We start from the raw sequence: 26629 nt of genomic DNA, 5'->3' as shown, positions 1-26629 counted from the left end.
CTGGATGAGTAGGGCAGCTCAACGCTGCAGGTCGCCGGCAGGCGCAGTGCCCTGGCGCGGCTTGCGGTTCGGATCCAGCGGCTGCGGCAACAGCGTTGCCATCGTCATCTGGTCGTCACCAAAATATTTCGCGGCCACTGCCTGCACCTCGGCGCCCGTGATGCTGCGCAGGGCGGCAATGATGCGTTCGCTGGCATCCAGCGGCAGGCCTTGCACCCAGTGGGAGCCGAGCTCGCGCGCCTGGTTGAAGACCGAGTCGAGCTTGTAGGTCTCGCTGGCCACCCACTGCGTCTTGACGCGGTTCAATTCGGCCTCGCTCACGCCTTCGCGCGCCACCTTGGCCACCTGCTCGCGCAGCGCGTCGGCCACCTGCTGGGCGGTTTTACCGGCAGCGGGCACGCCGTCAAGCGAAAAGAGCTGCGGCCCCCGGCCCATCAGGCCATTGGACGCACCGGCGCTGTCGGCCACACGGGACTGCTGCACCAGCGCGCGGTCAAGCCGGGCGCCGCTGTAACCGTCCAGCACGGCGGCCAGCACCGTCAGCGCCAGCGCGTCGCGGCCGGCGCCGGCGACCGGCGCGGCCAGGTCTGCCGGCTCCAGCTTGGGCACCTTGAAAACCATGCTGACATAGGCCTGGCTGGCCGGTGCCTTGAAGTCCATGCGGCGCACACCGGCCTGCACGGGCTCGGTACGCGGCTTGCGCACCGGCACGGCACGCGCCGGAATCCCGCCGTAGTATTTTTCGGTCAGCTTTTTGACCTGCGCGACATCCACATCACCGGCAATCACAACGGCGGCATTGGCGGGCACATACCAGCGGCGGTAAAAATCGCGCGCGTCGTCGGGCGTCATGGCCTCAATGTCGCTCATCCAGCCGACCACCGGGCGCCGGTAAGGCGAGGCGGTAAACGTCATCGCGGTCATCTGCTCATACAGCATGGCGCGCGGTGAATCTTCGGTGCGCAGGCGCCGCTCTTCCTTGACAACCTCGATCTCACGCTTGAACTCGTCGTCGGCCCACTGGTTGCCGGTGAAACGGTCAGCCTCCAGGCGCATGACGTCCTCCAGCTTGCCTGCCGGAATCTGCTGGTGGTAGGCCGTGTTGTCGCGGCTGGTGAAAGCGTTGTCGCGTCCACCCAGGGCGGCTACGCGCTTTGAAAACTCACCCGGTTTGACCTTCGCCGTTCCCTTGAACATCATGTGTTCCAGCGCATGGGCCACGCCCGACGTGCCGTCGACCTCGTCCATGGAGCCCACGCGCACCCACAGCATGTGGGCCACGGTGGGGGCGCGATGGTCGGGCTTGACGATGACCGTGAGGCCATTGGCCAGCGTGAACTGCTCGACCGGTGCCGGCACGGGCGTCTGTGCAAGGGCGGCCGTACCCAGGTACAGTGCCAGCACCAGCGCGGGAAGGTGCCGCACGGCCGACGGGCGAAGTATGGAAGATAGGGGTACTGGGGGTGTCAAAAAGGCTGGCCTGGGGTGTTTCATAGAATAGCTGGGTGGCGCCGCACGGCACTGCAGAGTGCAATTGCCCACTAGGACTCCACAAGCATACCCAATGTTCAGTTTTTTCAAGAAAAAATCCCCTCCCCCTGCCCCACCGGCGTCTTCCGCGCCCGATACGCCCTCCCCGGCCGGCGGATCCACCCCGGACCCGGCAGTACCTGTGCCCGCTGCACCCGCGCCAGCTCCTGCGGGTGGCAGCTTGATTGGCAGCGCGCTTGTAACCCCCATTGCCATTCCGGTTCCCGGCGCTGTGGCCCCCGAGCGGGAACGCTGGCTCGGCAAGCTGCAGGCCGGGCTGCGCAAGACCGGCTCCAGCATCTCGACCGTGTTCACCGGCAGCCGCATCGACGATGCACTCTACGAAGACCTGGAGACCGCGTTATTGATGGCCGACGCCGGCAGCAAGGCCACCGAACACCTGCTGGCCGATGTCAAACGCCGCGTCAAGGAAGGCGGCATGACGCACCCCGTCGCCGTCAAGAATGCCTTGGTGGACTCCATCGCACAACTGCTCAAGCCGCTGGAGCAGCCCCTCGTGATCGGCCAGTACCAGCCCACCGTGATCATGGTGACCGGGGTCAACGGTGCCGGAAAGACCACATCCATCGGCAAGCTCACACGGCACTTGGCCACCGAAGGCGCCTCGGTGCTGCTGGCAGCAGCTGACACCTTTCGCGCCGCGGCGCGCGAGCAGCTCAGCGTCTGGGCCGACCGCAACACCGTCGAGATCGTCAGCCAGGAAGGCGGCGACCCGGCCGCCGTGAGCTTTGACGCCGTGAGCGCAGGCAAGGCGCGCGGCAAAGATGTGGTGCTGGTCGACACGGCCGGCCGCCTGCCGACGCAGTTGCACCTGATGGAAGAGCTGCGCAAGATCAAACGTGTAGTGCAGAAAGCAGACGCCACAGCACCCCACGAGGTACTTCTGGTTATTGACGGCAACACCGGGCAAAACGCATTGGCCCAGGTCAAGGCCTTTGATGACACGCTGCAGCTGACCGGCCTCATCGTGACCAAGCTGGACGGCACAGCCAAGGGCGGCGTTTTGGCGGCCATTGCGCTGTGGGCCCGTGAACGTGCCATTGCCTCACCCACACTGCGTCCGATGTCGGTGTACTTCATCGGTGTGGGTGAGCAGCTGGAAGACCTGGAAACCTTCAACGCGCGTGAATTCGCGCAGGCTCTTCTGGGCTGAACCGGCAGATTCGCCGCTTGCCGCTCAAGGCACCCCAAGCTTTAGCAGCAGTACCGAGATCACCACGAAGGCCACGATAAAGAATGTCTCGGCCAGCAACAGCGCCACAGGCTTCCAGCCCAGCTTGAGCAAGTCTTCAAAACTGGTCTTCACACCCGCAGCGGCAATGGCCGTTACCAGCATCCAGCGCGATGCATCGCTGGCCAGTTGAACCACCGGCGCCGCGATCAGGCCGGCGCTGGCCAGCATGACCAGCACGACAAAAGCGATCAGGAAGCCCGGTACCAGCGGCACTTCTGTTTCCGGCACCTTGACGGCCGGATGGTTGCGGTACAGCACCGCAATGAACAGTACGATGGGCATCAGCATCATGACGCGAAACAGCTTGACCACGGTGGCCGTGTCACCCGCCTGCGGGCCGAGCATCATGCCGGCCGCTACCACCTGCGCCACGTCGTGAATCGAGCCGCCCAGCACAATACCGGCCTGCCCCGGCAAGAGCCCGATGGCCTGCAGGCTGAATGGGTAGACCACCATCGCCAGCGTCGACAGCACCGTGACGCCCACCACGGCCAGCAGTGTGAAGCGTTCGTTTTCTTTCGTCTGGGGCAGCACGGAAGACACGGCTAGCGCCGCCGATGCACCGCAGATGGCCACCGCGCTGCCCGACAGCAGGCCTTCATCACGCGAACACTTCAGCCAGCGCGCCAGCAGCACGCCCAGCAAAATCGTCAGTACCACCGCCAGCACGATAACCACGGCGGTTCCGGCGCCCAGTTGGGCCACTTGCGCAAACGTAATGCGGGCACCAAGCAGCGCGACCCCCACGCGCAGCACCACGCGGCCGCAAAAACCAATGCCCTTGGCCGCCTTGGGGTGGCTATTGAGAAAGTGGAACGCCAGGCCGATCAGCAAGGCATAGAGCAGTTGGGGACCGCCATAGTGCTCGGAGATGAAAGTCGCGGCCAGTGCAATCACCATGCACACCAGCACACCTGGAAAGTGGGACGCCAGCGCCATGCGCCATTTAAAAATCATGGGATATCAGACAGACTTGTTGGATGAATGGGACGGAGGGTTTGGACCACCGGGGTAATGCGTGAGAACTTTTTCCAGCAGCGCCGCACCGGTAGGGCTTCCCGCCACCAGCATCCGGCTTTGCAGCAGGGGCAAGCCGTCCAGGGACCGCATCGTGGCGCCGGCCTCGCGCAGCAGCACCAACCCGGCCGCAGCGTCCCACGCGCCCATGCCGCGTTCCCAGAAGGCATCAGCCCGCCCGGCCGCCACATAAGCCAGTTCCAGCGCCATGGACCCGCTTCGCCGAACCTGCCCAAACGTTCTCAGTACATCACCAAATTCACGCAGGTAGTCGTCCATGAAAGGCGCACCCGGCTTGGGAAACACCGTCGAAACCAGGCATTGCGCAGCAGGGCGCGCGGCAGCACAGGCCAGGCGCTCCCCATTCAGGTATGCACCAAGGCCCGATGCCGCAGTAAAAATTTCGTGGCGGGACGGATCCACGATCACGCCCAGCACCGGCTGCCGGTCCACACACAGTGCAATCGATACCGCATACTGAGGGTAGCCGCGCGCAAAGTTTGCCGTGCCATCAATCGGGTCGACCAGCCAGGTGGGCTGCTCCGTCAATTCGCCGCCGCTTTCTTCGCCGACAAAACCGCTCTGCGGCAAGACTTGCAGCAATGCGCCGCGCAAGCCCTCTTCCACTTCGCGGTCAAAGCGCGTGACCCAGTCACCCGGCGCTTTCTGACGGACATCCGCCGGCTGCAGTTCAGCCTGCGCTTTCCTGATGCGGGCGGCAGCCTCCATGCCCGCGAGCCGGGTTTTCTCCAGCACCACAACAAGGTCCATGTTCATGCCTTCTTGGACAGCACGCTGACATAGTCGTGCGCCTGGGTATTGATGGTAGAGACCCGGTATTCCACGGGCTTGTCGCCGAACGTCAGGGCCAGCCGATGCACTTCCAGCACCGGGGAGCCCACCGCCAGCCCCAGCAGGCGCGCCTGGGTCCGGTCGGCCGCCGCGGCGCGTGCACGTTCCTGTGCCCGCAGCACGGTGATGCCGAAGTCCGTCTGGTACAAGGCATAGATCGTGCCGGGCCTTTCCACAAAACGCTTTTCGGTGAGGTTGCGGAACAGAGCCGCCGCAATGGTCAGCCGGTCATGCATGACCACCCTGCCCTGCAGGGCGAGGCGGTTTTCCGCCCTGAACACGGACTCCCCCGCCTTGATACGCAACGCGGCGGCTTCTTGCTCCGTGGCCCGCTCGCGCCCAAAAGCGATGCAGTCAATTTCCGGGTAGTCGCGGTCCCGCGCCGCATCGTCGTCACCGAAGTTCCAGTGCGGCTCCACGTGAAAAAACTGGAACATGAAGCGGGCATTGTTGTGCGGCGCCACAAAAGTTCCCTTGCCCTGCCGCCGCACCAGCACATGCTCGTGTACCAGCTCGTCAACGGCATGGCGCAGGGTGCCAATGCTCACCTGCAGGCTCGCGGCAATATTCGCCTCGCTGGGCAAGGGTTTACCCGGGCCGCAATGCCCGGCCTCGATGAGTTTTTGCAGCTCGCGCTTGACCTGGCGGTAGAGCGGCATGGCCTCTTCGCTCATCAACGGACGCAATGGAGCCGATGTGTTTTTGACATTCACGGCCGCCATTGAAACACCAACGGGCGAGTCGTACAAGTCATATATATGAGTGAATTGACAAGCGGTTGCCGGCCCATAAAACTGGCAACTCAATTCAACTCAGGCCATTCGGAGACCCCATGATTCATTTTGTATTGCATGACGCCAAAGACACCGTGGCCGTTGTGGTGGTGGAAGGTGTGAAGGCAGGAACCGCCATGACCGGCTGGATCATGGACGAGGACCGCATGATCAATGTGCAGGCCCAACAGGACATCCCGATCGGCCACAAGGTGGCCCTCAAGGACATGGCTGTCGGCGACACCGTGCTGAAGTACGGCATCGACATGGGCAAGGTTGTTGCCAACATCAAGGCCGGCCAGCACGCCCATGTCCATAACATCAAAACCAAGCGCTGGTAGTTGATGGCTTGCCTGGCTACTGCGCGGGCGGGATGCAGCGTTGCAAATCCTCGCCGGGCAGGAGCCCGCCTGCGGTTTGCGCCTTGCCTGCCGCCCGCTCGCTACGCCATCCAAACCATCAACTCAAAAAACTTTAAAAGGATCCCCCATGTCAGTCATCGATAAAAACACCACATTTCTGGGCTACCGCCGTGAAAACGGCCGCGTCGGCGTGCGCAACCACGTCATCATCCTGCCGCTGGACGACCTTTCCAATGCAGCCGCCGAGGCGGTGGCCCACAACATCAAGGGCTGCATGGCGATTCCGCACCCCTATGGGCGGCTGCAATTCGGTGCCGACCTGGAGCTGCACTTTCGCACCCTGATCGGTGCCGGCTGCAACCCCAACGTCGCCGCCGTCGTGGTGATCGGCATTGAAGACAGCTGGACCAAAAAAGTGGTGGACGGCATCGCCAAAACTGGCAAACCGGTCGTGGGCTTCGGCATTGAAGGCCACGGCGACCATGAGACCATCATGAAGGCCTCCAAAGCCGCACGTGAGTATGTGCAGTGGGCCAGCGAAAAGCAGCGCGAGGTCTGCGGCATCTCCGAACTGTGGGTGTCCACCAAGTGCGGCGAATCGGACACCACGTCCGGCTGCGGCGCCAATCCCACCGTCGGCAACGCCTTCGACAAGCTGCACCCGCTCGGCAACTACCTGTGCTTCGGTGAAACCTCCGAGATCACCGGTGGTGAAAAGATCGTCGCCGACCGTTGTGCCACAGATGCCGTGCGCGACCAGTTCATGTTCATGTTCAACCGCTACCAGGACATGATCAACCGCCACAAGACCAGCGACCTGTCGGACTCGCAGCCCACCAAGGGAAACATTGCCGGAGGCCTCACGACCATCGAGGAAAAAGCGCTGGGCAACATTCAGAAGATCGGCAAGGTCTGCACGGTCGACGGCGTCATCGACAAGGCCGAAATGCCCACGCACCCGGGCCTGTGGTTCATGGACTCGTCGAGCGCCGCCGCCGAAATGGTGACCCTGTGCGCCGCCTCCGGTTACGCCGTGCACTTCTTCCCCACCGGCCAGGGCAACGTGATCGGCAATGCGATTGTTCCCGTGATCAAGATCTGCTCGAACCCGCGCACCGTGCGCCTGATGAGCGAACACATCGACGTGGACACCTCCGGGCTGCTGCAGCGCGATATCACGCTCGACCAGGCCGGCGACAAGCTGCTGGAGAACATGCTGCGCACCGCCAACGGCCGCCTGACCGCTGCAGAAGCGCTGGGCCACCGCGAGTTCGTGCTGACGCGCCTCTTTGAATCAGCCTAGAACATGGCCCCCACGCTTTTCACTTCGTGTAATACGCTGCCCCCCGAGGGGGCTAATTTTCCTTGGGGCGGCCCGGCGGAAAATTTGGCCCCCACGCTTTTCACTTCGTGTAATACGCTGCCCCCCGAGGGGGCTAATTTTCCTTGGGGCGGCCCGGCGGAAAATTGTGCTCACATGCTGGTGGCACTGTCATGACGCGGGCGCGCATTGTCATCTGTGAATTCATGGACGAGCGCGCAGTGGCGCAGCTTGAAGCGGCACATGGCGTGCTCTATGACCCGCAGCTGGTGGGCGACGCCACCCGCCTGCGGGCCGAGGCGGGCCAAGCCGATGTGTTGATCGTGCGCAACCTGACGCAGGTGCGCGGCGAACTGCTCGCCGCAATGGCCCGCTGCAAGGTGGTGGGCCGGCTCGGCGTGGGGCTGGACAACATCGACGTGCCGGCCTGCGAAGCCCGCGGCATCAAGGTCATTCCCGCCTCGGGCGCCAACGCACTCAGCGTGGCGGAATACGTCGTTGCCAGCACCCTGCTGCTGTTGCGCGGTGCGTTTGCATCCACCGAAACCGTGGCAGCCGGCCAGTGGCCGCGCGCTGCGCTGAGCAACGGCCGTGAAGCTGCCGGGCAAACGTTGGGCATCATCGGTTTTGGCTCCATAGGCCAGACCACCGCCCGCCTGGCACGTGGCCTGGGCATGCACGTGATTGCCTATGACCCCGCGCTTGCACCCGATGCTCCGATTTTCGCGCAGACCGGTGTGCAGTACGCCGGCCTTGACGACCTCATCAGCGGCGCAGATGCCGTCACATTGCATGTGCCCCTGGTGGATGCGACGCGCGGGCTGTTCAGCGCGGCACGCATTGGCCAGATGAAAAAAGGCGCAGTCCTGATCAATACCTCGCGGGGCCACATCGTGGACATCGCGGCAGTCAGTGCGGCACTGCGGTCGGGGCAACTGGGCGGTGCGGCCATTGATGTATTCGACGCCGAGCCCCTGCCCGCGAGCGCGGCGTTGCAAGGCTGCCCCAACCTGTTGCTTACACCACACATTTCAGGTCTCAGCATGCAGTCAAATGAACGTGTATCGTTCATGATTGCCGACAAGGTGCTGGAGAGCCTGAAGTAAATGGTCCAACTGTCTATTGAAGAAGCAACCCGTCTTGCCACGCAGGCGCTGCGCAAGGCGGGCGCGGCAGAAGCCATGGCGGTCACCACCGCGAGAGCACTGGTTCGCGCCGAAGCGCAAGGCCTTGCTTCGCATGGCTTGAGCCGCGTGCCGCAATATGCCACCCATCTTCGCAACGGCCGGGCCGATGGCCATGCCGTCGCCGTCGTGGCGCACAAAAAAGGTGCGGCGGTGCTGGTGGATGCAAAGCAGGGCCTGGCTTTTCCCGCTTGCGACCTGGCGATCTCCACAGCGATTGCAACCGCCCGGGAACTGGGCGTGTGTTTTGTCGGCGTGACCAACAGCCACCATTGCGGGGTATTGGTGGATCATCTGCGCGCCGCAACCGATGCGGGCCTGGTAGGCCTTGGTTTTGCCAACGCACCGGCGGCCATGCCAGCGGCAGGCGGCAAGCACCCGATCTTTGGAACCAACCCGATTGCTGCCGCGTTTCCCCGCAGAAACGCCGATCCACTGCTGATTGACCTGTCTCTGAGCGAAGTTGCGCGCGGCAAGGTGATGGTTGCGGCCAAGGAAGGCAAATCCATTCCGCTGGGCTGGGCGCTGGACACGCAAGGCCGGCCCACAACGGACGCACAGGCGGCTCTGGAAGGCTCCATGCTGCCGCTGGGCGCCGTGAGCAGCCCTAAAGGTTCCATGTTGGCATTGATGGTTGAGCTGCTGGTGACAGCCGTGATTGGCGCGCAGTTTGCTTTTGAGGCATCATCGTTTTTTGTGGATGAGGGCAATCAGCCGCGAATCGGCCAGGCTTTCATCCTGATCGACCCGGGCGCGCTTGCAGGCACAGACACTTACTTTGAACGCATGGAAACCGTGATCGCCGAAATGCTGCTGGACGAAGGTGTACGTCTGGCCGGTACGCGGCGCATCGCACTTGAAACGAAAGCACTACAGACGGGAATCAACATTCCCGACGCACTCAAATCGCAGTTGGATCAGTTAGTGGGTTAACAGTTATTCAATCAAGAGGAGTAGGCATGAAACGTCGTGACATCGTATTGGCATCAACAGGTGCAGCCCTGACGGGCATTCCGGGTCTGGGGCTGGCCCAGCAGACCTTTCCCAAACCAGGCAGCACCATCAAGTATGTGGTCCCGTTCACGCCCGGCGGCCTGACCGACATGATGGCCCGCACGGTCGCCCAAAAGCTGTCCGAGGCGTGGAAGACTCCCGTGATTGTCGAAAACAAGGCTGGCGGAAACGCGCAGATCGGCGCCGAGCTGGTCGCCAAATCGGCGCCCGACGGCAATACGCTGCTGGCCATCACGTTGACACATGCCGCGAACGTATCCCTGTATCCGAATGCGGCTTACAGCTTCACCAAAGACCTGCGCCCGGTCGCCCTGATGGCCAATTCGCCGATGCTGGTCGTGGTTCCCGCCGCCAGTCCCATCAAGGACTTCAAGGACCTGATGGCCGTGTCCAAAACCAAGCAGCTGAGCGCGGGCTCGAGCGGCAACGGCACCCCAGCACACCTGACCATGGCTTTGTTCTGCGAGTTGAACAAAACGAAGATGATCCATGTGCCCTACCGCGGCGGCGCGCCCTCGATGGTCGACCTGATCGGTGGCCAGCTGGACGTGATTTTTTCCAACTATCCGGAATCGATCGCTCACGTCAAAGGTGGAAAACTGCGCGCGATCGCGATCTGCAGCCTGGGCCGGCACCCGGGGGTGCCTGATGTCCCGACTGCTTTCGAGGCCGGTATGACTGGCCTCTTTGTCGAGAACTGGACAGGGGCCATGCTCCCGGCCAAGACGCCGGATGACATTGTCGACAGATACTCGCGCGAGATCATCAAGATCATGTACAGCGCTGACGTGGAAGAGCGCGCCAAGCAGCAAGGCTTTCGTGTCTCACAAAAGGGTTCAGAAGAGTTCGGCCGCTTCCTGAAAAGCGAAATAGACCGCTGGAGCCGGATTATCAAGACCGCGAAAATCACGCCGACCTGATCGGCAAGCACACCGGGTAAGCACAAAGTCCGCAGGCCGCTCGCGGTCTGCGTTACGTTTTGTAAAACACCGCTCAGGTTCTGGTGGCCTGGCGGAAAATCCGCCCAGAGGCGATCCCCGCCAATGGAGACATACATGAACGACATAGCGGATATTCCCGATACCGTTACCGGGCCGCGCAAGGTTGACCAGCTGTTGGCGCACTACGGCGAAAGCCACCGGAACCCGCGCAACGAACTGATCCACTTCATCGCCATCCCGCTCATCATGCTGAGCCTGGTCGGCATGCTGTTTGCGCTTCACCCCTATATCGCGTATGTGTTCGTCGCGGCCAGCATGGTCTACTACGCGCGCCTGTCGGCGATGTTCTTTATGACCATGGCGGTCTGGTCGGTGCTGTTTCTGGGTCTGGTGTTCGCCATGGGGCCGCTGGTATTGCCGATTTGTATCGGGATTTTTGTGGGCGCCTGGATCCTGCAATTCATCGGCCACAAGATCGAGGGCAAAAAGCCTTCTTTCTTTGAAGATATCCAGTACCTCTGGGTCGGGCCGCTGTTTGTGCTCAGCAAGCTGTTTGGCAAGCTGGGTATACGCTGGTGATCCATCCAGCTTGAAAACACCCGGGCGGCCTCCATCTTGGAGGTTTAAACCTTTTCACAGGTACCTCGCTTGATCAGCAAAATTCTGCGTTTTTTCCTCAAGCTCCTCTTTGGCATCTTCGCGGCTGTGTTTGCCGTCAGCCTGCTGGTCGCAGCCCTGATCGTCGTGGCGCTGAGCCTCCTGAAGTCGCTCGTCACCGGCCGCAAGCCGGCGCCTGCGATGGTGTTTGGCCGCTTCCAGCGCTATTCGCCCCAGGGCATGTGGCCGGGTGGGGCCGCCCAAGGCAACCCGGCCAGCCCCCGTGCCGGCGACGTGGTGGACGTCGAAGTCCGCGAAGTGCGTGACGACAAGCGCCTGCCGTAAATCCATACCTGCAAGCGCCGGTTCAGGTGGCTGGGAACGAAAAGTACGGAACCGCTATTAAATTCGTAGCTGCTTGCGCCCGTCCTACCTGGGTGAAAGGCCAATTTCATTCCATAAAATTGGCCATAAAGCTGATGCACAGCCCACCTGGATTTGGCGTCAAATATGGCTTCAACCCAACAAGAACTTGCGCAGGTAGCTATCAAATAGATAGCAAATCCGCCTTTGGAAGGGCAGCAGCCCCGTACAAATCGATACCGCGCATTTACAAGGCAGAAACCAATCCCCCTGAACCAATGGCCCACAATGCGGCTCATACCAAGGGTTTTCACTTATTAGCCTTGCGCTATCCGAGTCATTGAACCTATTGCTTAGCACTCTCTCCAACAGAGTGCTAATATTTAGCACCAGACGAAAGGAGTCTTGCTGTGTCTTATGCTCTTTCCCCCGCTTCCCTGACCGCTGTCGTGCCGAAATCGGGCGCGTCCACAGCCGTCAACCCCTGGTCGCTGGTGCCCCCGCTGGGCAACCTGGACGCTTATATTTCCGCCGTGAACCGTCTCCCCATGCTCACCCTGGAGCAGGAGCAGGAATTTGCCAAAAATCTCAAGGAAAACAACGATCTAGATTCCGCAGGTAAGTTAGTGCTCTCTCACTTGCGTCTGGTGGTTTCGATTTCGCGCAAATACCTGGGTTATGGCCTGCCGCACGGCGACCTGATCCAGGAAGGCAACATCGGCCTGATGAAGGCGGTCAAGCGCTTCGACCCGGACCAGAACGTGCGCCTGGTGAGCTACGCCATGCACTGGATCAAGGCTGAGATCCATGAGTACATCCTGAAAAACTGGCGCATGGTCAAGGTCGCCACGACCAAGGCCCAGCGCAAGCTGTTTTTCAACCTGCGCTCGATGAAGCAAGGCTACAAGGACGACGCCGACGTGGCGACGCACCGCGACACGCTGACCGAAGGCCAGATCGACTCAATGGCCAAGACGTTGAACGTCAAGCGCGAGGAAGTCATCGAGATGGAGCAGCGCATGTCGGGCGGCGACGTGCTGCTGGACCCAAGCCCGAGTGACGACGGCGAAGACGCCTTTGGCCCGATCGCTTACCTGGCCGACGCCACGCAAGAGCCGACGGCACTGATGGAGTCGCGCCAGCGCGACAACCTGGCGTCAGACGGCATCACTGCTGCGCTGGAAGATCTCGACCCGCGGTCGCGCCGCATTGTGGAAGAGCGCTGGCTCAAGGTGAACGACGACGGTTCAGGCGGCATGACGCTGCACGACCTGGCCGACGAGTACAAGGTCAGCGCCGAGCGGATCCGCCAGATTGAGGTGGCGGCCATGAAGAAGATGAAGAAGGTGCTGGCCGCCTACGCGTAAAACCCGCAGGCTTACGCTCTTTCAAAAAGCCCGCGCAGCAATGTGCGGGCTTTTTCCTTTTCCGGTTGCAGCCGTGCGGAACGGATTCGCTCAGGACTTGAGCAACAGGCGGATGTCGGACGCCAGCGCCTCAGCGCCGCTGCCGTAGCGGTTGTAAAGACGGATGCGCCCCTGGCCGTCGAAGACATAGCTGCCGGCGGAATGGTCCATGGTGTAGCTGCCCGGCGTTTTGCCGTCGACTTTTTTGTAATACACCTTGAAGTCCTTGGCGACCTGGGGCAATTGGTCGAGCGTGGGCCGCAGCGCCACAAAGGTCGGGTCGAAATTGCCCATGTAGGCCTTGAGCAGTTCGGGCGTATCGCGTTCCGGGTCGACCGTGATGAAGATTGCCTGCAGCTTGTCGCCATCGGTGCCCAGCAGTTTCTTGACCTGCGCCAGCTCGGCCATGGAGGTCGGGCAGACGTCGGGGCACTGCGTGAAGCCGAAGAACACCACCACCACCTTGCCGGCAAAGTCTTTCAGCGTGCGCACCTGGCCATTGTGGTCGGCCAGCGTGAAGCCCTGCGCGTAGTCGGCGCCGGTGAGGTCAATGCTCTTGAACTGAGGTTTGTCCGGTGCGCATGCAGTAAAAATGCCTGCAGCACCCACTGCAAAAGCGCAGGCAGCTATTGTTTTAATAGCAGATCGGCGAACGGGTGAGGCAGCCCGGGGCGTGCTGTGGGACTTCATGGTGGGAGCCTAGAGATAGTGGTCAAGCAGCAGCGCTGCGAACAGCACCGAAAGATGAATCAGTGAAAACCGGAAGGTCTTGCGTGCCAGCGCGTCGGAGTAGTTGCGCCACAGGCGAAAGCCATACCAGCTGAAGCCGATGCTGAGCGCGACAGCGGCAACGAGGTAAGGCCAGCCGCTCATCTTGAAGATAAACGGCATCAGGCAGGCGGGGAACAATACCAGCGTGTAGAGGAACACCTGCAGGCGCGTGAACTCATTGCCGTGCGTCACGGGCAGCATGGGCAGGCCTGACTTGCGGTAGTCTTCCACGCGGTAGAGCGCCAGCGCCCAGAAGTGCGGCGGCGTCCAGAGGAAGATGATCAAAAAGAGGATCAACGCCTCCGGGCCGACCGAACCCGTCATGGCAGCCCAGCCCAGCACCGGCGGCATGGCGCCTGAAGCGCCGCCGATCACGATGTTCTGCGGCGTCAACGGCTTCAAGATCACGGTGTAGACCACCGCATAACCGATGAAGGTGGCAAAAGTCAGCCACATGGTGAGCGGGTTCACCCACACATAAAGAATCCACGAACCGAGGGCGCACAGTGCGGCCGAAAAAGACAGCGTGAGCGGATTGCTGAGCTCGCCCTTGGCGGTGGGCCGCCAGGCGGTGCGCCGCATGCGCGAGTCAATCTGCTGCTCGACCAGGCAGTTGAAGGCGGCGGCAGCCCCAGCCACCAGCCAGATGCCGGCGCAGGCGATCAGCGCGAGCCGGACATCCGGCCACGACGGAACACCGGGAACGGCCAGCACCATGCCGATCAACGCGCAAAACACGATGAGTTGCACCACGCGCGGCTTGGTCAGCGCATAAAACTGCGCGAAACGGGAGGGCGCGCGGGGCAAGGCCGGAGCCGGTGCGGCGGAGGGAGTACTGGGGTTCATGGAAAGTCGCTAGGCATTCAATTTTGACGCATATGGCGTAGGGGGCCGCTGCGGCTGGAAAAGACCACGCCGCTGAGCACAATGACAAGGGCCGCGGCACCGCCGGTATGCATGACCGCGGCGAGCAAAGGCCAGCCCAGCACGGCGTTGCTGATGCCAGTGACGGCCTGCAGCAGTATGAGCCCGGCCAGCCAGCGCGCCGACGTGCGAAATGCGGGCACGCGGTGCAGGCACAAGGCAAGCGCCAGAAACACGGCAAACACGAGATAGGCCACCAGGCGGTGCACATAGTGAATGGCGGTGAGTGCCTCAAAGCTGATATTGGCGCCGTCATGGCCCGCACCGAGTTCGCGCCACAGCGTGAAGCCCTGGCGGAAGTCCATGGCCGGCCACAGCGATCCCTGGCAACCCGGAAAGTCCGTGCAGGCCAATACGGCGTAGTTGGTGCTGACCCAGCCGCCGAGAGCAATCTGCACCCAGAGCAGCACGAAGGCTGCGATCACAGCACGCCGCAGGCCGGCAGAAATATCCGTGGCGCTGACGCCCTGCGCTTGCGCATAACGCACCGCCTGCGCGCGCAACAAGGCCAGCAGAACCAGGCCGCCCAACAGATGCAACGTGACGATGGCCGGAAACAACTTCATGGTCACAGTGAGCGCGCCGAACGCGCCCTGCAGGCACACCCAGATCAGCGTGACAGCAGGCCACCAGAATGAGACCGGTGTGCGCTTGCGCTCCAGCCAGCTTGTCACCGCGAGCGTAAGAATAAGCACGCCAACGCCAGTCGCCAGATAGCGGTGGATCATCTCGATCCACGCCTTGGAATGCGTCACGGGGCCGGTCGGCATCGCAGTCTGCGCAGCTTCGATGTGCATCTGGGCGCCAACCGGACTCGCGCTGCCGTAGCAACCAGGCCAGTCGGGGCATCCCAAACCGGAGTCAGTGAGCCGCGTGAACGCGCCGAAGATCACCAGATCAAACGTGAGGAACAGCGTCACCAGCGTCAGCACCCGCAAGCGTTGCGCCACCGGGGCATTCTTGTTGTGTACCCACACCCAGGCCAGCGGCCCGAGCGCCACCACCAGCCCCATGATCATCAGGCGCAGGGCAGGACTCAAGTCGTAAAGATTTTGCGCGGCCATGATTGATTAATGAAAACTGGAGCCCGCAACGCCCTGGAGGTATCCAACCAAGCAGGGGCCGCGGGACTGGCTTTGCCAGACCGCAGGCGCAGCGGCCCCCTCGGGGGCAGGGAGCTACACGCAGTGAGCGACCGTGGGGGCTCTTCACACAAGCAGGGGCCGCGGAACCGGCTTTGCCAGACCGCAGGCGCAGCGGCCCCCTCGGGGGGCAGCGCATTACACGAAGTGAAAAGCGTGGGGGCCATATTCACCTTCCCTCTTTGTCCCAGCTGCTGGAGGCGCGCAACAGGCGCTCCAGGTCGCGCTTGGCCTTGGCAGCGGCGGCGACGTCCATGTCGGCCGGGAAACGCATCATCCAGTTGCCGATGGGGTCGACCAGGTACAAGTGATCCTCCAGGCGCTGACCCGCAGCGGGCTCCAGCCACTTCGCGAGTTCAGCTGGCGCCACACGCAGCACCGCCGACGAAGCCAGCGCGGGGAGCAAGGCATCACGCACCGGCGCTTCGTCCACCACCAGCCAGACACGGTCCAGGCGCTCTTTTTCCTTGCCGAGGGACTCGCGCAGCTGGCGCTGGAAATACAGGTTCTGCTCGCACCGCGCACCGCAGGCGCCGCCGGCCACACTGATGAGCAGCCACTGGTCCTTCAGCGCCGTCAGCGTGCCGGTTCGGCCGTCGAGCGAGCGCGTGGCCAGCGGCGGCAGCGGACGCTGCGGGTCAATCAACTCACCAAAGTTGCGGCGGCCTTCGGGCCGGATCAGGTAGTAGGTGACGTAAGACGCGATGACCGGTGCCGCGCACACCAGCAGCACGGCCAGCATTTTCCAGCGGCCTGCCACGGTGCTGGGTGCGCGCGTACTGGACTGGTCCAGCACGGGCATGGCATGCACGGTCAGGCCCAGGGGCTGGTCTTGCAGTCCGGCTGCAGCAGCGTGGACGGGAGGAGTATCAGGGGTATGAGGGGTAGCAGGCGTATCGTTTGTCACGGCAATTGATCGCGGCGTTTGCCGCGCATGTGGGTACGAAAAGGAAGGACCAGCTGAAACCAGCCATACAAAAGAACCACCAGGCCGCAAAGGCCGAACCACTGGAAGGCATAACCGTAGTGCTTGTCCACGCCCAGGTTGGGCGCAGCCCACTCGCGCAGCAGGCCTTCGCTGGGCGCACCGGTCTGCAGCAATGAGACATCCAGCAGCGGCAGGCCGGTTTGCGCCCGGAAAGCAGGCAAGTCGAGATTTTGCCGTATGCGCCCACTCTCGGTACCCTGGAACTCATAGAGCCTGGAAGGCGGCGGGGCCATACGGCCCTCAACCGTCACGATGCCTGGCGGCGTTGAAACATCCGGCAGGCGTGTGCGGTCGGCAAAGTTGCGCGGCACCCAGCCACGCTGCACCAGAATGGCCTGCTGGCTGCCTTCCAGCAGCAACGGTGTTACCACCAAAAAACCCGTCTTGCCGCTCATGGGCCTGTTGTCGAGATACACGGTGTGCTCGGCGCGCCAGCTTCCCTTGAGCATGGCGGGCCGGTGAATGTCATCAGCGAGGTTTTGGCTGGCAAGCAGTGAACGCACATCCAGCGCGGGAAGCCGTCCTTTGGAATCGACGGCGGCCTGCAGCGCTTCTTTTTGCGCGGCGCGGCGCAGCTGCCATTGCCCCAGCGAAAAAGTCGTGCCGGCAACCACCAGTGCGGCCACCGTGAGAATCCAGAAGCGCGGGGAGTGCAAAGCACGTGTCATGAGCCGATAATCCTGTTCATGACTTACCTGATCGCACTGGCGTTTATCGCCATTTTTGCCAGCCTGGCCTCCGCATTGTTTTTCATGCTCAGGGGCGGCAAGGGCAGTGAAGGCGCCGAAAGCAGCAAACGCAAAAACAGCAACATGGCGCGCGCACTGGCGTTCCGTATCGGGTTTTCGGTTTTGCTGTTTGTCTGCATTCTGATTGCGTGGAAGCTCGGTTATATCCAGCCTACCGGCATCCCCGCTGGTAAATAAAAAACCACTGCGGGTGGCGGAATAAAGAACAAAGGCCGCATCAAGCGGCCTTTGGTTGAGCGGCCTGAGCCGCTGTTGGTTCCCTTACAACCAGTACACCAGGATGTAGAGGCCCAGCCACACCACATCCACAAAGTGCCAGTACCAGGCAGCGCCTTCAAAGCCGAAATGCTTTTCAGGGGTGAAATGGCCTTTGTGCAGGCGCAGCGTGATGAACAGCAGCATCAGCATGCCGACAAACACGTGGAAGCCATGAAAGCCCGTGAGCAGGAAGAAGGTCGAGCCGTAGACACCGGACGACAGCTTCAGGTTCATCTCGTGATAGGCATGGAAGTACTCATAGCCCTGCACGAACAGGAAGACCACGCCGAGCGCAACCGTCGCCCACATGAAAGCGATGGTGCGGGCACGCTTGCCTTCAATCAGCGCGTGGTGGGCGATGGTGATGGTGACACCGGAGCTCAGCAGCAGTGCCGTATTGACCGTTGGCAGGGAGCCCATGATGCTGGCCCAGATGCCGCCGCCGATCGCCAGCGGCTTCATGGCGGTAAACGCTTCGACGATGTCGGCGGGCGATGTCGTGGCGCCGGGCACGATAGAGGGCCAGGCCGCCTTGAAATCAGGCCAGAGCAGCGCGTTTTCCAGGCTGCCCAGTGCGGGCAAGGAGTGCGAGCGGGCCCACCACAATGCAGTGAAGAAAGCGCCGAAGAACATCACTTCCGAAAAAATGAACCAGCTCATGCTCCAGCGGAAGGACATGTCGATCTTGCGGCCGTACATGCCGCCTTCGCTTTCGGCGATGGACTGGCTGAACCAGCGGAACAACGTGACCAACCACCACACCATACCGAAGGCCAACGACCATTTGCCCCAGTCGGCGCCATTGATCCACTGGCCGGCGCCCAAGATGACAAAAAACAGGCCAATAGATGCCATCACCGGATGGCTCGATGGGCTGGGGACGAAGTAGTGGGGGGTTGACCCGTGGGTTGCTGATGACATCGCTCGACTCCTGTTTTTCTCTCGAATTTCCAATAATCTTTTAACTTGTACCGTGGGGCATTGTGAGGATGCCGCGCTTTAGCGCGCGACCATCCACTTCGCCAGCAGCACCAGGACTGCGACAAACACGACCACGGCAATCAGCCCCACCACAATGATGTGGAGAGGGCTCAAATTCTTCACGTCTTCTTCGTAGTCGCCGCGTGCACGCAGGCCTACAAAGGACCAGGCCACAGCCTTGACCGTGCGCCAAAAAGAGGGTTTGCGGGGGGTTGCGGCCATGCTCATGCGCCTGCCTGTTTTTCAGGTGGCACGGCGGCAGTCGTTGCCTTGGGCGTGACGGGCGCAGCCGGCGTCTTGCCGCCCACTTCAAAGAAGGTGTAGGACAGCGTGATCGTGCTCACGTCTTTCGACAGTTTCGGGTCGATCACGAAGGCCACGGGCCACTGCTTTTTCTCACCGGGCGCCAGGGTGTACTGGCTGAAGCAGAAGCACTCAAGCTTGTTGAAATGCGCACCGGCCTGCGCGGGAGCGTAGCTGGGGATGGCCTGGGCGGACATGGTCCGGTCCTGCACATTCTGGAATTCGTACATCACAGTGGTCAGCTCGCCCGGGTGAACCTGCAGCGTGTTCTGCGCGGGCTTGAAATGCCAGGGGCCGCGCGTGTTCGCATCAAACTCAACCGTGATGGTGCGCGTGCGGTCTACCTGCGTATTGGCCGGCAAATTGGGCGTCGCACCAGGGATCTGGCGGTCGGACAGGGCCAGCACGTTGATGCCGGTCATCTCGCAAATCGCCTTGTAGATGGGCACCAGCGCATAACCGAAGCCGAACATGCCGAGCACGATCACGGCCAGCTTGCCCATCATGTTGAAGTTTTCGCGCTTGAGCCGCATCACATCGGTACTGGTTTGAGATTGAGGTCGACCTGGCGGCTCAATGGCTCAGGAAAATCATCTTGGCCATGAAGCCGGCAAAAAAGACCAGAGCGACCGAAGCCAGTATCAGGGCCAGCCTCAGGTTGCTCTTCTTTTGTTCGGGTGTCGTCATGGCGATTACCGTTGAGTTCAATCAGCCGATCACGCGGGTTGCCGAGGCATCCAGCTTGGGCGGCGTTTCGAAGGTGTGGAAAGGCGCGGGAGAAGGAACTTCCCACTCGAGGCCTTCGGCGCCCTTGCCGCCTTCGTCCACCCAGGGATTCTGCCTGGCAGGTGCGCCCTTGCCGCGCATCGTGGGGACCACGATGAACAGGAAGAAGTACAGCTGGGCAAATCCGAAGAAGAACGCGCCCACGCTGGCCACGGCATTGAAATCCGCGAACTGCATGGGGTAGTCGGCATAGCGGCGCGGCATGCCGGCCAGGCCCAGGAAGTGCATCGGGAAGAAGGTCACGTTGAAGGAAATCAGCGACCACCAGAAGTGGATCTTGCCGCGGGTTTCGTTGTACATGACGCCGGTCCATTTGGGCGACCAGTAGTAGTAGCCGGCAAACAGGGCGTAGAGCGAACCAGCCACCAGCACGTAGTGGAAGTGAGCCACCACGTAATAAGTGTCCTGCAACTGCGTGTCGATCGGTGCGACCGAAAGGATCACGCCCGTCAGGCCGCCGATGGTGAACACGAAGATGAAGCCCACCGCAAACAGCATGGGGGTTTCAAAGGTCATGGAGCCGCGCCACATCGTGGCGATCCAGTTGAACACCTTCACGCCCGTGGGCACGGCGATCAGCATGGTGGAGTACATGAAGAACAGCTGGCCCGTAACCGGCATGCCGGTGGTGAACATGTGGTGCGCCCACACAACGAAGCTCAGGATGGCGATGGAGCCGGTGGCGTACACCATGGAGGCGTAGCCAAACAGGCGCTTGCGCGAGAAAGCCGGGATGATCTGGCTGATGATGCCGAAGGCCGGCAAGATCATGATGTAAACCTCGGGGTGGCCGAAGAACCAGAAGATGTGCTGGTACATCACCGGGTCGCCGCCGCCGGCGGGGTTGAAGAAGCTGGTGCCGAAGTGGCGGTCAGTCAGCGTCATGGTGATGGCGCCTGCGAGCACCGGCATCACGGCGATCAGCAGGTAGGCGGTGATCAGCCAGGTCCAGCAGAACATCGGCATCTTCATCAGCGTCATGCCGGGAGCGCGCATGTTGAGGATGGTGACGATGATATTGATCGAACCCATGATGGACGAAGCACCCAGGATGTGCATCGCAAAAATACCGGCGTCCATGGACGGGCCCATTTGCAACGTGAGCGGCGCGTAGAGCGTCCAGCCCGCGGCGGGTGCGCCACCAGGCATGAAGAACGACCCCACCAGCATGATGCCGGCCGGGATCAACAGCCAGAAGCTGAAGTTGTTCATGCGGGCAAAAGCCATATCGGCCGCGCCGATCTGCAACGGGATCATCCAGTTGGCGAAACCCACGAAGGCCGGCATGATGGCGCCGAACACCATGATCAGGCCATGCATGGTGGTGAGCTGGTTGAACAGTTCGGGGTTGACCAGTTGCAGGCCGGGCTGGAACAGCTCGGCGCGGATCAGCAGGGCCAGCACGCCACCGAACATCAGCATGAAGAAACTGAACAACAGGTACAGCGTGCCAATATCCTTGTGGTTGGTCGCAAAGACCCAGCGACGCCAGCCCGTCGGGGCATGGTGATCGTGGTCATCATGTGCGTGATCGTGATGGTCTAGAACTGCACTCATCTTGGCTTCCTTTGGTGGCTTGTGCCTGTAGCTTGTCTTTTGCGGCCGGCAAGGTCACGCCGGCGAAATGATGGAATCTGCGGGTAACGCCTGAGGCTTACTTGCGAGCCGCCTGTATTTCAGCGGGCTGGACGATCTGGCCGGTCTGGTTGGACCAGTTGTTCTTGGAGTAGCTGATCACGGCGGCGAGATCGGTGTCGCTCAGCGCCTTCCAGGAAGGCATGGCGCCACCGGCGGCCCCATTGAGCACGGTCTGAATCTGCTTCTTGTGGTCTGCGTCGAGAACAATCGGCGAGCCGTCCAGCGGCTTGATCGGGCCAGCGCCCTTGCCGTTGGCCTGGTGGCAGGCAGCGCAATTGGCAGCGTACACTTTTTCGCCGCGCGCCTTCAGGTCAACCAGCGTCCAGACCTTGGAAGGATCATCCGCCTTGGCTGCGGCTTCCTTGGCCTTGACAGCCACCCATGCGCTGTAATCGGCTGCGGACACAACCTTCACGTGGATAGGCATGTACGCATGCTCCTTGCCGCAAAGCTCCTGGCACTGGCCGTAGAAGTCGCCGACTTGTTCGGCACGGAACCAGGTGTCGCGCACAAAGCCGGGAATCGCATCCTGCTTGATGCCGAATGCCGGCACCGCGAAGGCGTGGATCACGTCGCTGGCGGTAGTGATGATGCGGATTTTCTTGTTGACGGGAACAACCAGCGGGTTGTCGACCTTGAGCAGGTAGTTGTCGGGAGCTTCGCCGGCCTTGGGGCCGCCGTTGTCGGACATTTCGCGGTGCGTGTTGTCGAGTGTGGAGACAAAGCCGATGCCTTCGCCTTCACCCTTGATGTAGTCGTAGCCCCATTTCCACTGGATGCCGGTGGCCTTGATGGTGAGGTCGGCGGCGGTGGTGTCCTTCTGGGCGACCAGCACCTTGGTGGCCGGCAGGGCCATGGCGATCACGATGATGAAGGGGACGATGGTCCAGGCAATTTCAACAGCGGTAGATTCGTGGAAATTGGCCGATTTGTGGCCGACCGACTTGCGGTGTTTCAGGATGGAATAGAACATCACCCCGAAAACAGCCACAAAAATCACGAGGCAGATGGCCATCATGAACCAATGCAGCCACTGCTGCTCTTCGGCAATTTTGGTCACGGCCGGGTGCAAATTCAGCTGATTGACGGCCGGGCCGCCCTTCAGGTCGTTGACGGCGTAAGCGGCGGTGCTGACCCAGGCGGCCGCAGATGCCAGAATTGCGCCTGCATGCTGCATGCCAAGCCGTGTCATTTTGCTCATGGTGTTGCTTACGTTCATCGTGATCACTTTTTCTGCTTCAATTACCGACCAAATTAACCGGCTGATTATAAAGTTAGCGGCAAGCCCTCCTGCCGCACCTGAACTGACACAAGTCTTTCAGGAACTGTCAAACACTCCGCAACGCCATGCGAATCTCTCGGGCCAGCGCGGGCCGCAGCTCTGGCCGCACATGCCGCCCGACCTGGACAGACCGCCCCTGCCCGGACACCTCAATCAGCGACCCATCCCCATCCCTGGGCTCGATCCGGACCCATTCGCGGTTGAATTCAGCCCGCTCCGTGCGCCCTGCCGTTTCCAGCTCCACCACCAGCCGCTCGCCCTGCAGGACGATTTTTTCACCGTCGCCCGCATGCCTGGCATACGCCACAAAAGCAGCCCCCACCGCTATCAGCTCGATCCAGGCAAAAGGCATCACCATGGTGGCACCCTGCAGCCAGAAAAATCCGGCAATACCCAGTGAAACACCGCACAAAGACACATACAGCCAGCCCAACTGGGCCGGTGTGAGTGAACAGTGACGCTTGAGAAGCCACAGCACAGCATCGTGGCTGTAGGCGCCCTGTGCGGGCAAGGTGGCAAAACGAAACGCTGGTGTTGGCTGCAGCATGTGGCAACCCTCAAAAAAACTGCGGTTAACGCTGGGCATTGACCGCATGAGGCTTGGGAACATACCCAAAAATTCAGCTTTGAATTGTAGCCGGGTTTACCTTGCCGCCCCTTCTGAAAACCCGTCAACACCAGGGATTGGGAGCGCCTGCGCAACACCTGCCGGGCACCTAGCCGCCAGAGCGCTGGCCCTGCAGCATGCTGCGCATATCGGCGACCGACACCGCGCTGAGCGGACTGACCTTGATCCGCGGCGGCGCCTTGAGCGCGTGGCCATAAATGATTTCAAAGGTGAGGCAGAGCCGCCCGTCTTCGCCCCTGACGAGATGGCGGGACAGCGCACTTTCAAGCTGCGCCTTCCAGGCCCGGCCCCTCAGGGAAGAAAACCGCGCCGGGTGAAAATTGCGGCCCAGCTCCCTGATGTCTTCCAGCAGCCGCGCCGAGGTCGCATAGGTGAGGGTGATGCGCTCCATGTCCATCACGGGTTCGGCAAACCCCGTCTGCACCAGCATATCGCCCCAGTCATGCATGTCTGTCAGTTCATGCCCGGCCGGCGGCCAGCCCAGTTGCGCATAAACCTCGCGCAACTCCTTCGCGGTATCCGGGCCCAGGCAGGAAAACATCAGGAAACCGTCTACCTTCAGCGTTTGGTGCCAGTGCGCCAGCAGGGCCTGCGGGTCGGCCGATTCGTGCAGCGCCATGTTGGCCCAGAGCATGTCGGCAGTTCCTGCCGGTGGCGCCTCAAAGCGTATGGGAGCCGCCAGCCAACGGCGCGGATTCCACCACGGTTTTGCTATATTTTTGATAGCTTCTTGCGCACGTCCAGAGCTGCTTTCAACCACAAAACACCTTGATTTTGGGTAGGCCTCGGCCAGTTTTTCCTGCGCCTGGATCCCTCCGCGCAATGCTCCCCAGTGCACCCACGCACGCGGCTGCAGCTTGATCCATTGCAACCGGTCCATCATGCGCCGCGCCACTTCTTCATGAAGCCACGGCGAGGCCAGTGGAGCGGTGCGGTCCCAGCGGCTGACGGCAATCGGGTCGAGCGTGGGTGGGCGCTGTGTAGGGGTCATGGAAGGGAGCAAAGAGGGCAAAGGAAGCGCGGGGCCCGCCGAGGCAAGCGGGGAAGGTACGCGAGTATATTGACACGGTGTTCACACGCCTGCTTGCTCCCGCCACATTCCCGTCCCGGCCGACCGGCCGCTTTGGCGGCTTCCCCGGCCTGGCCAGCCAGTGCGCTGTATGCCGCAGCTGGCCGGCGCGCCAGGTGTGCGGCGCCTGCGTGGCCCGGTTTGCCTTGGCCGTCCCGCGTTGCCCCCGCTGCGCTCTCGCCCTGCCCGGCGACCTTTCCATGGGTCTTCGGGTTGGGCCGCAGCCCTGCGGCGCCTGTGTCAGCCATCCGCCGCCTCTGGACGGCGCCTTTGCCGCCGTGAACTATGCCTACCCCTGGTCCGCGCTGATTGCGGGCTACAAATTCGGCGGGCAGCACGGCTGGGCCGCTTTTTTTGCAAAGCTGCTGGCCCAGTCGCCGGGCGTAGCCGGGCTCATGGCGGAACTGACCCCTGGCGACTGGATCGTTCCGGTGCCGCTGTCGGCGGAGCGCCTGCAGGCGCGCGGCTTCAACCAAGCCTGGGAGTTGTGTGTGGCACTGGCCCGGCAAACACGCACAGAGGGCCAGACCGATGCCAGGCTGCTGCTGCGGGTAAAGCACACGCGCCCGCAAAGCCAGCTCAAACGCAAGGACCGGCTGGCCAACGTCAAGGGAGCTTTCCAGGTGGATCCGCTGCGCACGGGGGAACTGCAGGGACGGCGCGTGGTGCTGGTGGATGACGTAATGACCAGCGGTGCCTCGCTGTATACGGCCGCACAGGCCTTGCGGGATGCGGGCGCTGCACATGTTGGCGCCGTTGTCCTCGCGCGGACCGAATAAAAGCCCCCACGCTTTTCACTTCGTGTAATACGCTGCCCCCCGAGGGGGCGCTGCGCCTGCGGCCCGGCAAAGCCGGTTCCGCGGCCCCGGCTGGTAAAACTCCAAGCAGCTTTCGGTCGCCCGGCGGTATCGGTAGGAGAGAAGCTGGCGGTCCGACAGAAAACCTGCGCCCGCCGCACGACAATCCAGCCATGTTCAATATTGTTCTGGTCGAGCCTGAGATCCCCCCCAACACCGGCAATGTCATCCGGCTGGCAGCCAATACCGGCTGCCGGCTGCACCTGGTGGAACCGCTGGGGTTTTCGATGGACGACAAACACATGCGCCGGGCGGGGCTCGATTACCACGAGTACGCCCAGGTGCTGCGGCATCTCAGCTGGCAAGCCTTCCTCGAAAGTGAGCAACCACCCTCCGACAGGCTCTTCGCCATGACCACACACGGCTCCGCCAGCGTCTATGACACGCGCTTCCTGCCCGGCGACTGGCTGGTTTTCGGCGCCGAAACCCGCGGCCTGGCGCCAGAGTTACGTGAATCCTTTGCGCCACCGCAGCGCCTCAAAGTGCCCATGCTGCCGGGCCAGCGCAGCCTGAACCTCTCCAACACCGTGGCCGTTACCGTGTTTGAGGCCTGGCGGCAAAACGGGTTTTCAGGGTCGCCCGGCACGCCTGGATGAGACATATGTCCGCTTTTGCCAACCTTTGGACTGCCCCCCCTTGCCAGGATCTAAGTAAAAACCCTAAACTCCAATCCTTCAAGCCTAAAGTTCTCGCTGCAGGCCCGAACGTGCGGATTGCCACTACCCGGCCCTTCCTGCGTTATCCCTTCCCACCGCCCAGTCCACAAGACTGGAAGGAAAAACACAGTGAATATGGTCATCCAGCGTATTTTCGGCAACAGCACGTCCCGCCTTTCCAGCACCGCCAAAGCAGCCAACCGGCTCTCGGTCGAACAGATCCAGGAAAGCCTGCGCACCCTTTTGCATGATTGCGAAGATCCGCGCACCCCGCGGGTGATCTACAAGATCAACCTGGCCAAAACGCCCTCCGACCTGTGGCTGCTGCGCAGCGACCTGCACCAATGCATCGCACATGCGCATTCCCAGACGGAAGCCGCCGAACGCATCAATGGCCTGATCGGTGTTTTTGAGGGCTGGCTGCCGGCCAGCCAGCTGACGCGCATCTAGCGCCAGCGGCACATTCAGGGGTATCGCCGCACCAGCGATTCCGCCACGCATACCGGCTTGGGCGAGCCTTCGCGTTCCACGGTCACTTCCCAGGTCATTTGCATGCCGGCGCTGTCAATCGCCTCGGCAGCCAGCAGCTTCATGCGTGCCCGCAGACGGCTGCCGACGGGCACCGGCGCGGTAAATCGCACCTTGTTGAGCCCGTAATTCACGCCCATGCGCGAGCCGGTAATCTCAAACGACGACTCGAAAAAACGCGGCAGCAGTGACAAGGTCAGGAACCCATGGGCGATCGGCCCGCCGAACGGGCCGGCCGCCGCCTTTTCAGGGTCCACATGAATCCACTGGTGGTCGCCCGTCGCTTCGGCAAACAGGTTGACCTGTTGCTGGGTGATTGTGATCCAGTCGCTGACGGCGACTTCCTGGCCGGTGCAGGCGGCCAGGTCGGCCAGGGTTTCAAAGATTTTCATGCCGCCACTGTAGCGACACATAGGGGCGCGGCATGTCGGCTCAGCGACAAACCGGCGCGATG

General features: G+C 62.0%; 31 protein-coding genes. 13 read left to right on the top strand and 18 right to left on the bottom strand.

The window, feature by feature from the left end; all coding sequences use genetic code 11:
• Positions 1-18 precede the first annotated feature (18 nt).
• Positions 19-1494, bottom strand: coding sequence for a M16 family metallopeptidase (locus tag AC1D13_RS22430; RefSeq protein WP_477690312.1), 1476 nt, complete (start codon positions 1492-1494; stop codon positions 19-21).
• A 70-nt stretch (positions 1495-1564) separates the two neighbouring features.
• On the opposite strand from AC1D13_RS22430, the gene ftsY reads away from it, so the two are divergent.
• Entirely contained in the window at positions 1565-2704 is a 1140-nt protein-coding gene (ftsY, locus tag AC1D13_RS22425) for a signal recognition particle-docking protein FtsY (RefSeq protein ID WP_477690311.1), read from the top strand.
• Between the two features lie 24 nt (positions 2705-2728).
• Here the strand turns inward: ftsY and AC1D13_RS22420 are convergent, their stop codons facing one another.
• Genes AC1D13_RS22420 through AC1D13_RS22410 form a run of 3 tightly spaced genes read right to left on the bottom strand, consistent with a single transcriptional unit; the run spans position 2729 to position 5376 of the window.
• Positions 2729-3742, bottom strand: coding sequence for a YeiH family protein (locus AC1D13_RS22420; RefSeq protein WP_457282203.1), 1014 nt, complete (start codon positions 3740-3742; stop codon positions 2729-2731).
• Positions 3743-3748: 6 nt separating this feature from the next.
• The gene (locus AC1D13_RS22415) at positions 3749-4573 is read right to left on the bottom strand and encodes an inositol monophosphatase family protein (RefSeq protein ID WP_457282204.1); all 825 of its coding nucleotides are present in this window, start codon (positions 4571-4573) and stop codon (positions 3749-3751) included.
• Positions 4574-4575: 2 nt separating this feature from the next.
• Complete coding sequence (locus AC1D13_RS22410; protein WP_457282205.1) at positions 4576-5376, bottom strand: GntR family transcriptional regulator; 801 nt, start codon at positions 5374-5376, stop codon at positions 4576-4578.
• Positions 5377-5486: 110 nt separating this feature from the next.
• Between AC1D13_RS22410 and AC1D13_RS22405 the strand changes: the two genes are divergently transcribed.
• The 8 genes from AC1D13_RS22405 to rpoH all read left to right on the top strand — a co-directional run bounded on the left by AC1D13_RS22405 (position 5487) and on the right by rpoH (position 12576).
• Entirely contained in the window at positions 5487-5768 is a 282-nt protein-coding gene (locus tag AC1D13_RS22405) for a UxaA family hydrolase (protein WP_007862870.1), read from the top strand.
• Positions 5769-5916: 148 nt separating this feature from the next.
• Positions 5917-7092, top strand: coding sequence for a UxaA family hydrolase (locus tag AC1D13_RS22400; protein ID WP_477666665.1), 1176 nt, complete (start codon positions 5917-5919; stop codon positions 7090-7092).
• 191 nt (positions 7093-7283) lie between these two features.
• Positions 7284-8216 carry a hydroxyacid dehydrogenase gene (locus AC1D13_RS22395; protein WP_477690310.1) on the top strand — a complete coding sequence of 311 codons (933 nt, stop codon included), beginning with the start codon at positions 7284-7286 and terminating at the stop codon, positions 8214-8216.
• Complete coding sequence (locus AC1D13_RS22390; RefSeq protein WP_457282208.1) at positions 8217-9227, top strand: Ldh family oxidoreductase; 1011 nt, start codon at positions 8217-8219, stop codon at positions 9225-9227.
• A gap of 26 nt (positions 9228-9253) precedes the next feature.
• Positions 9254-10228 carry a Bug family tripartite tricarboxylate transporter substrate binding protein gene (locus AC1D13_RS22385; RefSeq protein WP_457282209.1) on the top strand — a complete coding sequence of 325 codons (975 nt, stop codon included), beginning with the start codon at positions 9254-9256 and terminating at the stop codon, positions 10226-10228.
• Positions 10229-10363: 135 nt separating this feature from the next.
• On the top strand, positions 10364-10828 hold the full coding sequence (locus AC1D13_RS22380) for an Mpo1 family 2-hydroxy fatty acid dioxygenase (RefSeq protein WP_457282210.1): 465 nt from the start codon (positions 10364-10366) through the stop codon (positions 10826-10828).
• A gap of 69 nt (positions 10829-10897) precedes the next feature.
• Positions 10898-11191, top strand: coding sequence for a hypothetical protein (locus tag AC1D13_RS22375; protein ID WP_457282211.1), 294 nt, complete (start codon positions 10898-10900; stop codon positions 11189-11191).
• A gap of 455 nt (positions 11192-11646) precedes the next feature.
• Positions 11647-12576: an RNA polymerase sigma factor RpoH gene (gene rpoH, locus AC1D13_RS22370; protein WP_457282276.1), complete on the top strand. Its 930-nt coding sequence runs from the start codon at positions 11647-11649 to the stop codon at positions 12574-12576.
• A gap of 90 nt (positions 12577-12666) precedes the next feature.
• On the opposite strand, the gene AC1D13_RS22365 is transcribed toward rpoH, so the two are convergent.
• From AC1D13_RS22365 to AC1D13_RS22345, 5 genes are all read right to left on the bottom strand, one after another.
• Positions 12667-13305 (bottom strand): SCO family protein, encoded by a 639-nt coding sequence (locus AC1D13_RS22365; protein ID WP_477666664.1) that lies wholly within the window; start codon positions 13303-13305, stop codon positions 12667-12669.
• 9 nt (positions 13306-13314) lie between these two features.
• Positions 13315-14232 (bottom strand): heme o synthase, encoded by a 918-nt coding sequence (gene cyoE / locus AC1D13_RS22360; protein ID WP_457282213.1) that lies wholly within the window; start codon positions 14230-14232, stop codon positions 13315-13317.
• A 17-nt stretch (positions 14233-14249) separates the two neighbouring features.
• Positions 14250-15374 carry a COX15/CtaA family protein gene (locus AC1D13_RS22355; protein ID WP_477666663.1) on the bottom strand — a complete coding sequence of 375 codons (1125 nt, stop codon included), beginning with the start codon at positions 15372-15374 and terminating at the stop codon, positions 14250-14252.
• Between the two features lie 247 nt (positions 15375-15621).
• Positions 15622-16254, bottom strand: coding sequence for an SCO family protein (locus tag AC1D13_RS22350; RefSeq protein WP_457282277.1), 633 nt, complete (start codon positions 16252-16254; stop codon positions 15622-15624).
• 101 nt (positions 16255-16355) lie between these two features.
• Positions 16356-17108: an SURF1 family protein gene (locus tag AC1D13_RS22345; protein ID WP_457282215.1), complete on the bottom strand. Its 753-nt coding sequence runs from the start codon at positions 17106-17108 to the stop codon at positions 16356-16358.
• A gap of 18 nt (positions 17109-17126) precedes the next feature.
• Between AC1D13_RS22345 and AC1D13_RS22340 the strand changes: the two genes are divergently transcribed.
• Complete coding sequence (locus tag AC1D13_RS22340) at positions 17127-17366, top strand: twin transmembrane helix small protein (RefSeq protein ID WP_457282216.1); 240 nt, start codon at positions 17127-17129, stop codon at positions 17364-17366.
• Between the two features lie 84 nt (positions 17367-17450).
• On the opposite strand, the gene AC1D13_RS22335 is transcribed toward AC1D13_RS22340, so the two are convergent.
• From AC1D13_RS22335 to AC1D13_RS22300, 8 genes are all read right to left on the bottom strand, one after another.
• On the bottom strand, positions 17451-18368 hold the full coding sequence (locus tag AC1D13_RS22335; protein ID WP_457282217.1) for a cytochrome c oxidase subunit 3: 918 nt from the start codon (positions 18366-18368) through the stop codon (positions 17451-17453).
• Between the two features lie 78 nt (positions 18369-18446).
• On the bottom strand, positions 18447-18650 hold the full coding sequence (locus tag AC1D13_RS22330; RefSeq protein WP_457282218.1) for a DUF2970 domain-containing protein: 204 nt from the start codon (positions 18648-18650) through the stop codon (positions 18447-18449).
• 2 nt (positions 18651-18652) lie between these two features.
• Positions 18653-19264, bottom strand: a complete 612-nt coding sequence (locus AC1D13_RS22325; protein WP_477666770.1) for a cytochrome c oxidase assembly protein — start codon at positions 19262-19264, stop codon at positions 18653-18655.
• A gap of 40 nt (positions 19265-19304) precedes the next feature.
• Positions 19305-19418 (bottom strand): cytochrome oxidase small assembly protein, encoded by a 114-nt coding sequence (locus AC1D13_RS22320; protein ID WP_457282220.1) that lies wholly within the window; start codon positions 19416-19418, stop codon positions 19305-19307.
• A 21-nt stretch (positions 19419-19439) separates the two neighbouring features.
• On the bottom strand, positions 19440-21074 hold the full coding sequence (gene ctaD, locus AC1D13_RS22315; RefSeq protein WP_477690309.1) for a cytochrome c oxidase subunit I: 1635 nt from the start codon (positions 21072-21074) through the stop codon (positions 19440-19442).
• A 97-nt stretch (positions 21075-21171) separates the two neighbouring features.
• Complete coding sequence (gene coxB / locus AC1D13_RS22310) at positions 21172-22347, bottom strand: cytochrome c oxidase subunit II (protein WP_477666769.1); 1176 nt, start codon at positions 22345-22347, stop codon at positions 21172-21174.
• A 136-nt stretch (positions 22348-22483) separates the two neighbouring features.
• Entirely contained in the window at positions 22484-22984 is a 501-nt protein-coding gene (locus tag AC1D13_RS22305) for a DUF2244 domain-containing protein (protein ID WP_457282222.1), read from the bottom strand.
• Positions 22985-23153: 169 nt separating this feature from the next.
• Positions 23154-24056 carry a methyltransferase domain-containing protein gene (locus tag AC1D13_RS22300; RefSeq protein ID WP_457282223.1) on the bottom strand — a complete coding sequence of 301 codons (903 nt, stop codon included), beginning with the start codon at positions 24054-24056 and terminating at the stop codon, positions 23154-23156.
• Positions 24057-24133: 77 nt separating this feature from the next.
• Here AC1D13_RS22300 and AC1D13_RS22295 point away from each other — a divergent pair, with 77 nt between their 5' ends.
• The 3 genes from AC1D13_RS22295 (at position 24134) to AC1D13_RS22285 (ending at position 26097) form a co-directional block, all read left to right on the top strand.
• Positions 24134-24913: a ComF family protein gene (locus AC1D13_RS22295; RefSeq protein ID WP_477690308.1), complete on the top strand. Its 780-nt coding sequence runs from the start codon at positions 24134-24136 to the stop codon at positions 24911-24913.
• Between the two features lie 191 nt (positions 24914-25104).
• Positions 25105-25587 carry a tRNA (cytidine(34)-2'-O)-methyltransferase gene (locus tag AC1D13_RS22290; protein WP_477690307.1) on the top strand — a complete coding sequence of 161 codons (483 nt, stop codon included), beginning with the start codon at positions 25105-25107 and terminating at the stop codon, positions 25585-25587.
• 189 nt (positions 25588-25776) lie between these two features.
• Positions 25777-26097 carry a hypothetical protein gene (locus AC1D13_RS22285; protein WP_457282225.1) on the top strand — a complete coding sequence of 107 codons (321 nt, stop codon included), beginning with the start codon at positions 25777-25779 and terminating at the stop codon, positions 26095-26097.
• 14 nt (positions 26098-26111) lie between these two features.
• Here the strand turns inward: AC1D13_RS22285 and AC1D13_RS22280 are convergent, their stop codons facing one another.
• Positions 26112-26567 carry a MaoC family dehydratase gene (locus tag AC1D13_RS22280; RefSeq protein WP_477690306.1) on the bottom strand — a complete coding sequence of 152 codons (456 nt, stop codon included), beginning with the start codon at positions 26565-26567 and terminating at the stop codon, positions 26112-26114.
• Between the last annotated feature and the right edge of the window lie 62 nt (positions 26568-26629).

It is taken from the genome of Polaromonas sp. P1_E12 (assembly GCF_056405975.1).
This window is presented reverse-complemented; position numbering and strand designations above follow the sequence as displayed.

Excerpts from the sequence above, each read along its gene's own strand:
- AC1D13_RS22430 (WP_477690312.1), bottom strand. The coding sequence starts at position 1,494 with ATGAAACACCCCAGGCCAGCCTTTTTGACACCCCCAGTACCCCTATCT.
- ftsY (WP_477690311.1), top strand. The coding sequence starts at position 1,565 with ATGTTCAGTTTTTTCAAGAAAAAATCCCCTCCCCCTGCCCCACCGGCG.
- AC1D13_RS22420 (WP_457282203.1), bottom strand. The coding sequence starts at position 3,742 with ATGATTTTTAAATGGCGCATGGCGCTGGCGTCCCACTTTCCAGGTGTG.
- AC1D13_RS22415 (WP_457282204.1), bottom strand. The coding sequence starts at position 4,573 with ATGGACCTTGTTGTGGTGCTGGAGAAAACCCGGCTCGCGGGCATGGAG.
- AC1D13_RS22410 (WP_457282205.1), bottom strand. The coding sequence starts at position 5,376 with ATGGCGGCCGTGAATGTCAAAAACACATCGGCTCCATTGCGTCCGTTG.
- AC1D13_RS22405 (WP_007862870.1), top strand. The coding sequence starts at position 5,487 with ATGATTCATTTTGTATTGCATGACGCCAAAGACACCGTGGCCGTTGTG.
- AC1D13_RS22400 (WP_477666665.1), top strand. The coding sequence starts at position 5,917 with ATGTCAGTCATCGATAAAAACACCACATTTCTGGGCTACCGCCGTGAA.
- AC1D13_RS22395 (WP_477690310.1), top strand. The coding sequence starts at position 7,284 with ATGACGCGGGCGCGCATTGTCATCTGTGAATTCATGGACGAGCGCGCA.
- AC1D13_RS22390 (WP_457282208.1), top strand. The coding sequence starts at position 8,217 with ATGGTCCAACTGTCTATTGAAGAAGCAACCCGTCTTGCCACGCAGGCG.
- AC1D13_RS22385 (WP_457282209.1), top strand. The coding sequence starts at position 9,254 with ATGAAACGTCGTGACATCGTATTGGCATCAACAGGTGCAGCCCTGACG.
- AC1D13_RS22380 (WP_457282210.1), top strand. The coding sequence starts at position 10,364 with ATGAACGACATAGCGGATATTCCCGATACCGTTACCGGGCCGCGCAAG.
- AC1D13_RS22365 (WP_477666664.1), bottom strand. The coding sequence starts at position 13,305 with ATGAAGTCCCACAGCACGCCCCGGGCTGCCTCACCCGTTCGCCGATCT.
- cyoE (WP_457282213.1), bottom strand. The coding sequence starts at position 14,232 with ATGAACCCCAGTACTCCCTCCGCCGCACCGGCTCCGGCCTTGCCCCGC.
- AC1D13_RS22355 (WP_477666663.1), bottom strand. The coding sequence starts at position 15,374 with ATGGCCGCGCAAAATCTTTACGACTTGAGTCCTGCCCTGCGCCTGATG.
- AC1D13_RS22350 (WP_457282277.1), bottom strand. The coding sequence starts at position 16,254 with ATGCCCGTGCTGGACCAGTCCAGTACGCGCGCACCCAGCACCGTGGCA.
- AC1D13_RS22345 (WP_457282215.1), bottom strand. The coding sequence starts at position 17,108 with ATGACACGTGCTTTGCACTCCCCGCGCTTCTGGATTCTCACGGTGGCC.
- AC1D13_RS22340 (WP_457282216.1), top strand. The coding sequence starts at position 17,127 with ATGACTTACCTGATCGCACTGGCGTTTATCGCCATTTTTGCCAGCCTG.
- AC1D13_RS22335 (WP_457282217.1), bottom strand. The coding sequence starts at position 18,368 with ATGTCATCAGCAACCCACGGGTCAACCCCCCACTACTTCGTCCCCAGC.
- AC1D13_RS22330 (WP_457282218.1), bottom strand. The coding sequence starts at position 18,650 with ATGGCCGCAACCCCCCGCAAACCCTCTTTTTGGCGCACGGTCAAGGCT.
- AC1D13_RS22325 (WP_477666770.1), bottom strand. The coding sequence starts at position 19,264 with ATGCGGCTCAAGCGCGAAAACTTCAACATGATGGGCAAGCTGGCCGTG.
- AC1D13_RS22320 (WP_457282220.1), bottom strand. The coding sequence starts at position 19,418 with ATGACGACACCCGAACAAAAGAAGAGCAACCTGAGGCTGGCCCTGATA.
- ctaD (WP_477690309.1), bottom strand. The coding sequence starts at position 21,074 with ATGAGTGCAGTTCTAGACCATCACGATCACGCACATGATGACCACGAT.
- coxB (WP_477666769.1), bottom strand. The coding sequence starts at position 22,347 with ATGACACGGCTTGGCATGCAGCATGCAGGCGCAATTCTGGCATCTGCG.
- AC1D13_RS22305 (WP_457282222.1), bottom strand. The coding sequence starts at position 22,984 with ATGCTGCAGCCAACACCAGCGTTTCGTTTTGCCACCTTGCCCGCACAG.
- AC1D13_RS22300 (WP_457282223.1), bottom strand. The coding sequence starts at position 24,056 with ATGACCCCTACACAGCGCCCACCCACGCTCGACCCGATTGCCGTCAGC.
- AC1D13_RS22290 (WP_477690307.1), top strand. The coding sequence starts at position 25,105 with ATGTTCAATATTGTTCTGGTCGAGCCTGAGATCCCCCCCAACACCGGC.
- AC1D13_RS22280 (WP_477690306.1), bottom strand. The coding sequence starts at position 26,567 with ATGAAAATCTTTGAAACCCTGGCCGACCTGGCCGCCTGCACCGGCCAG.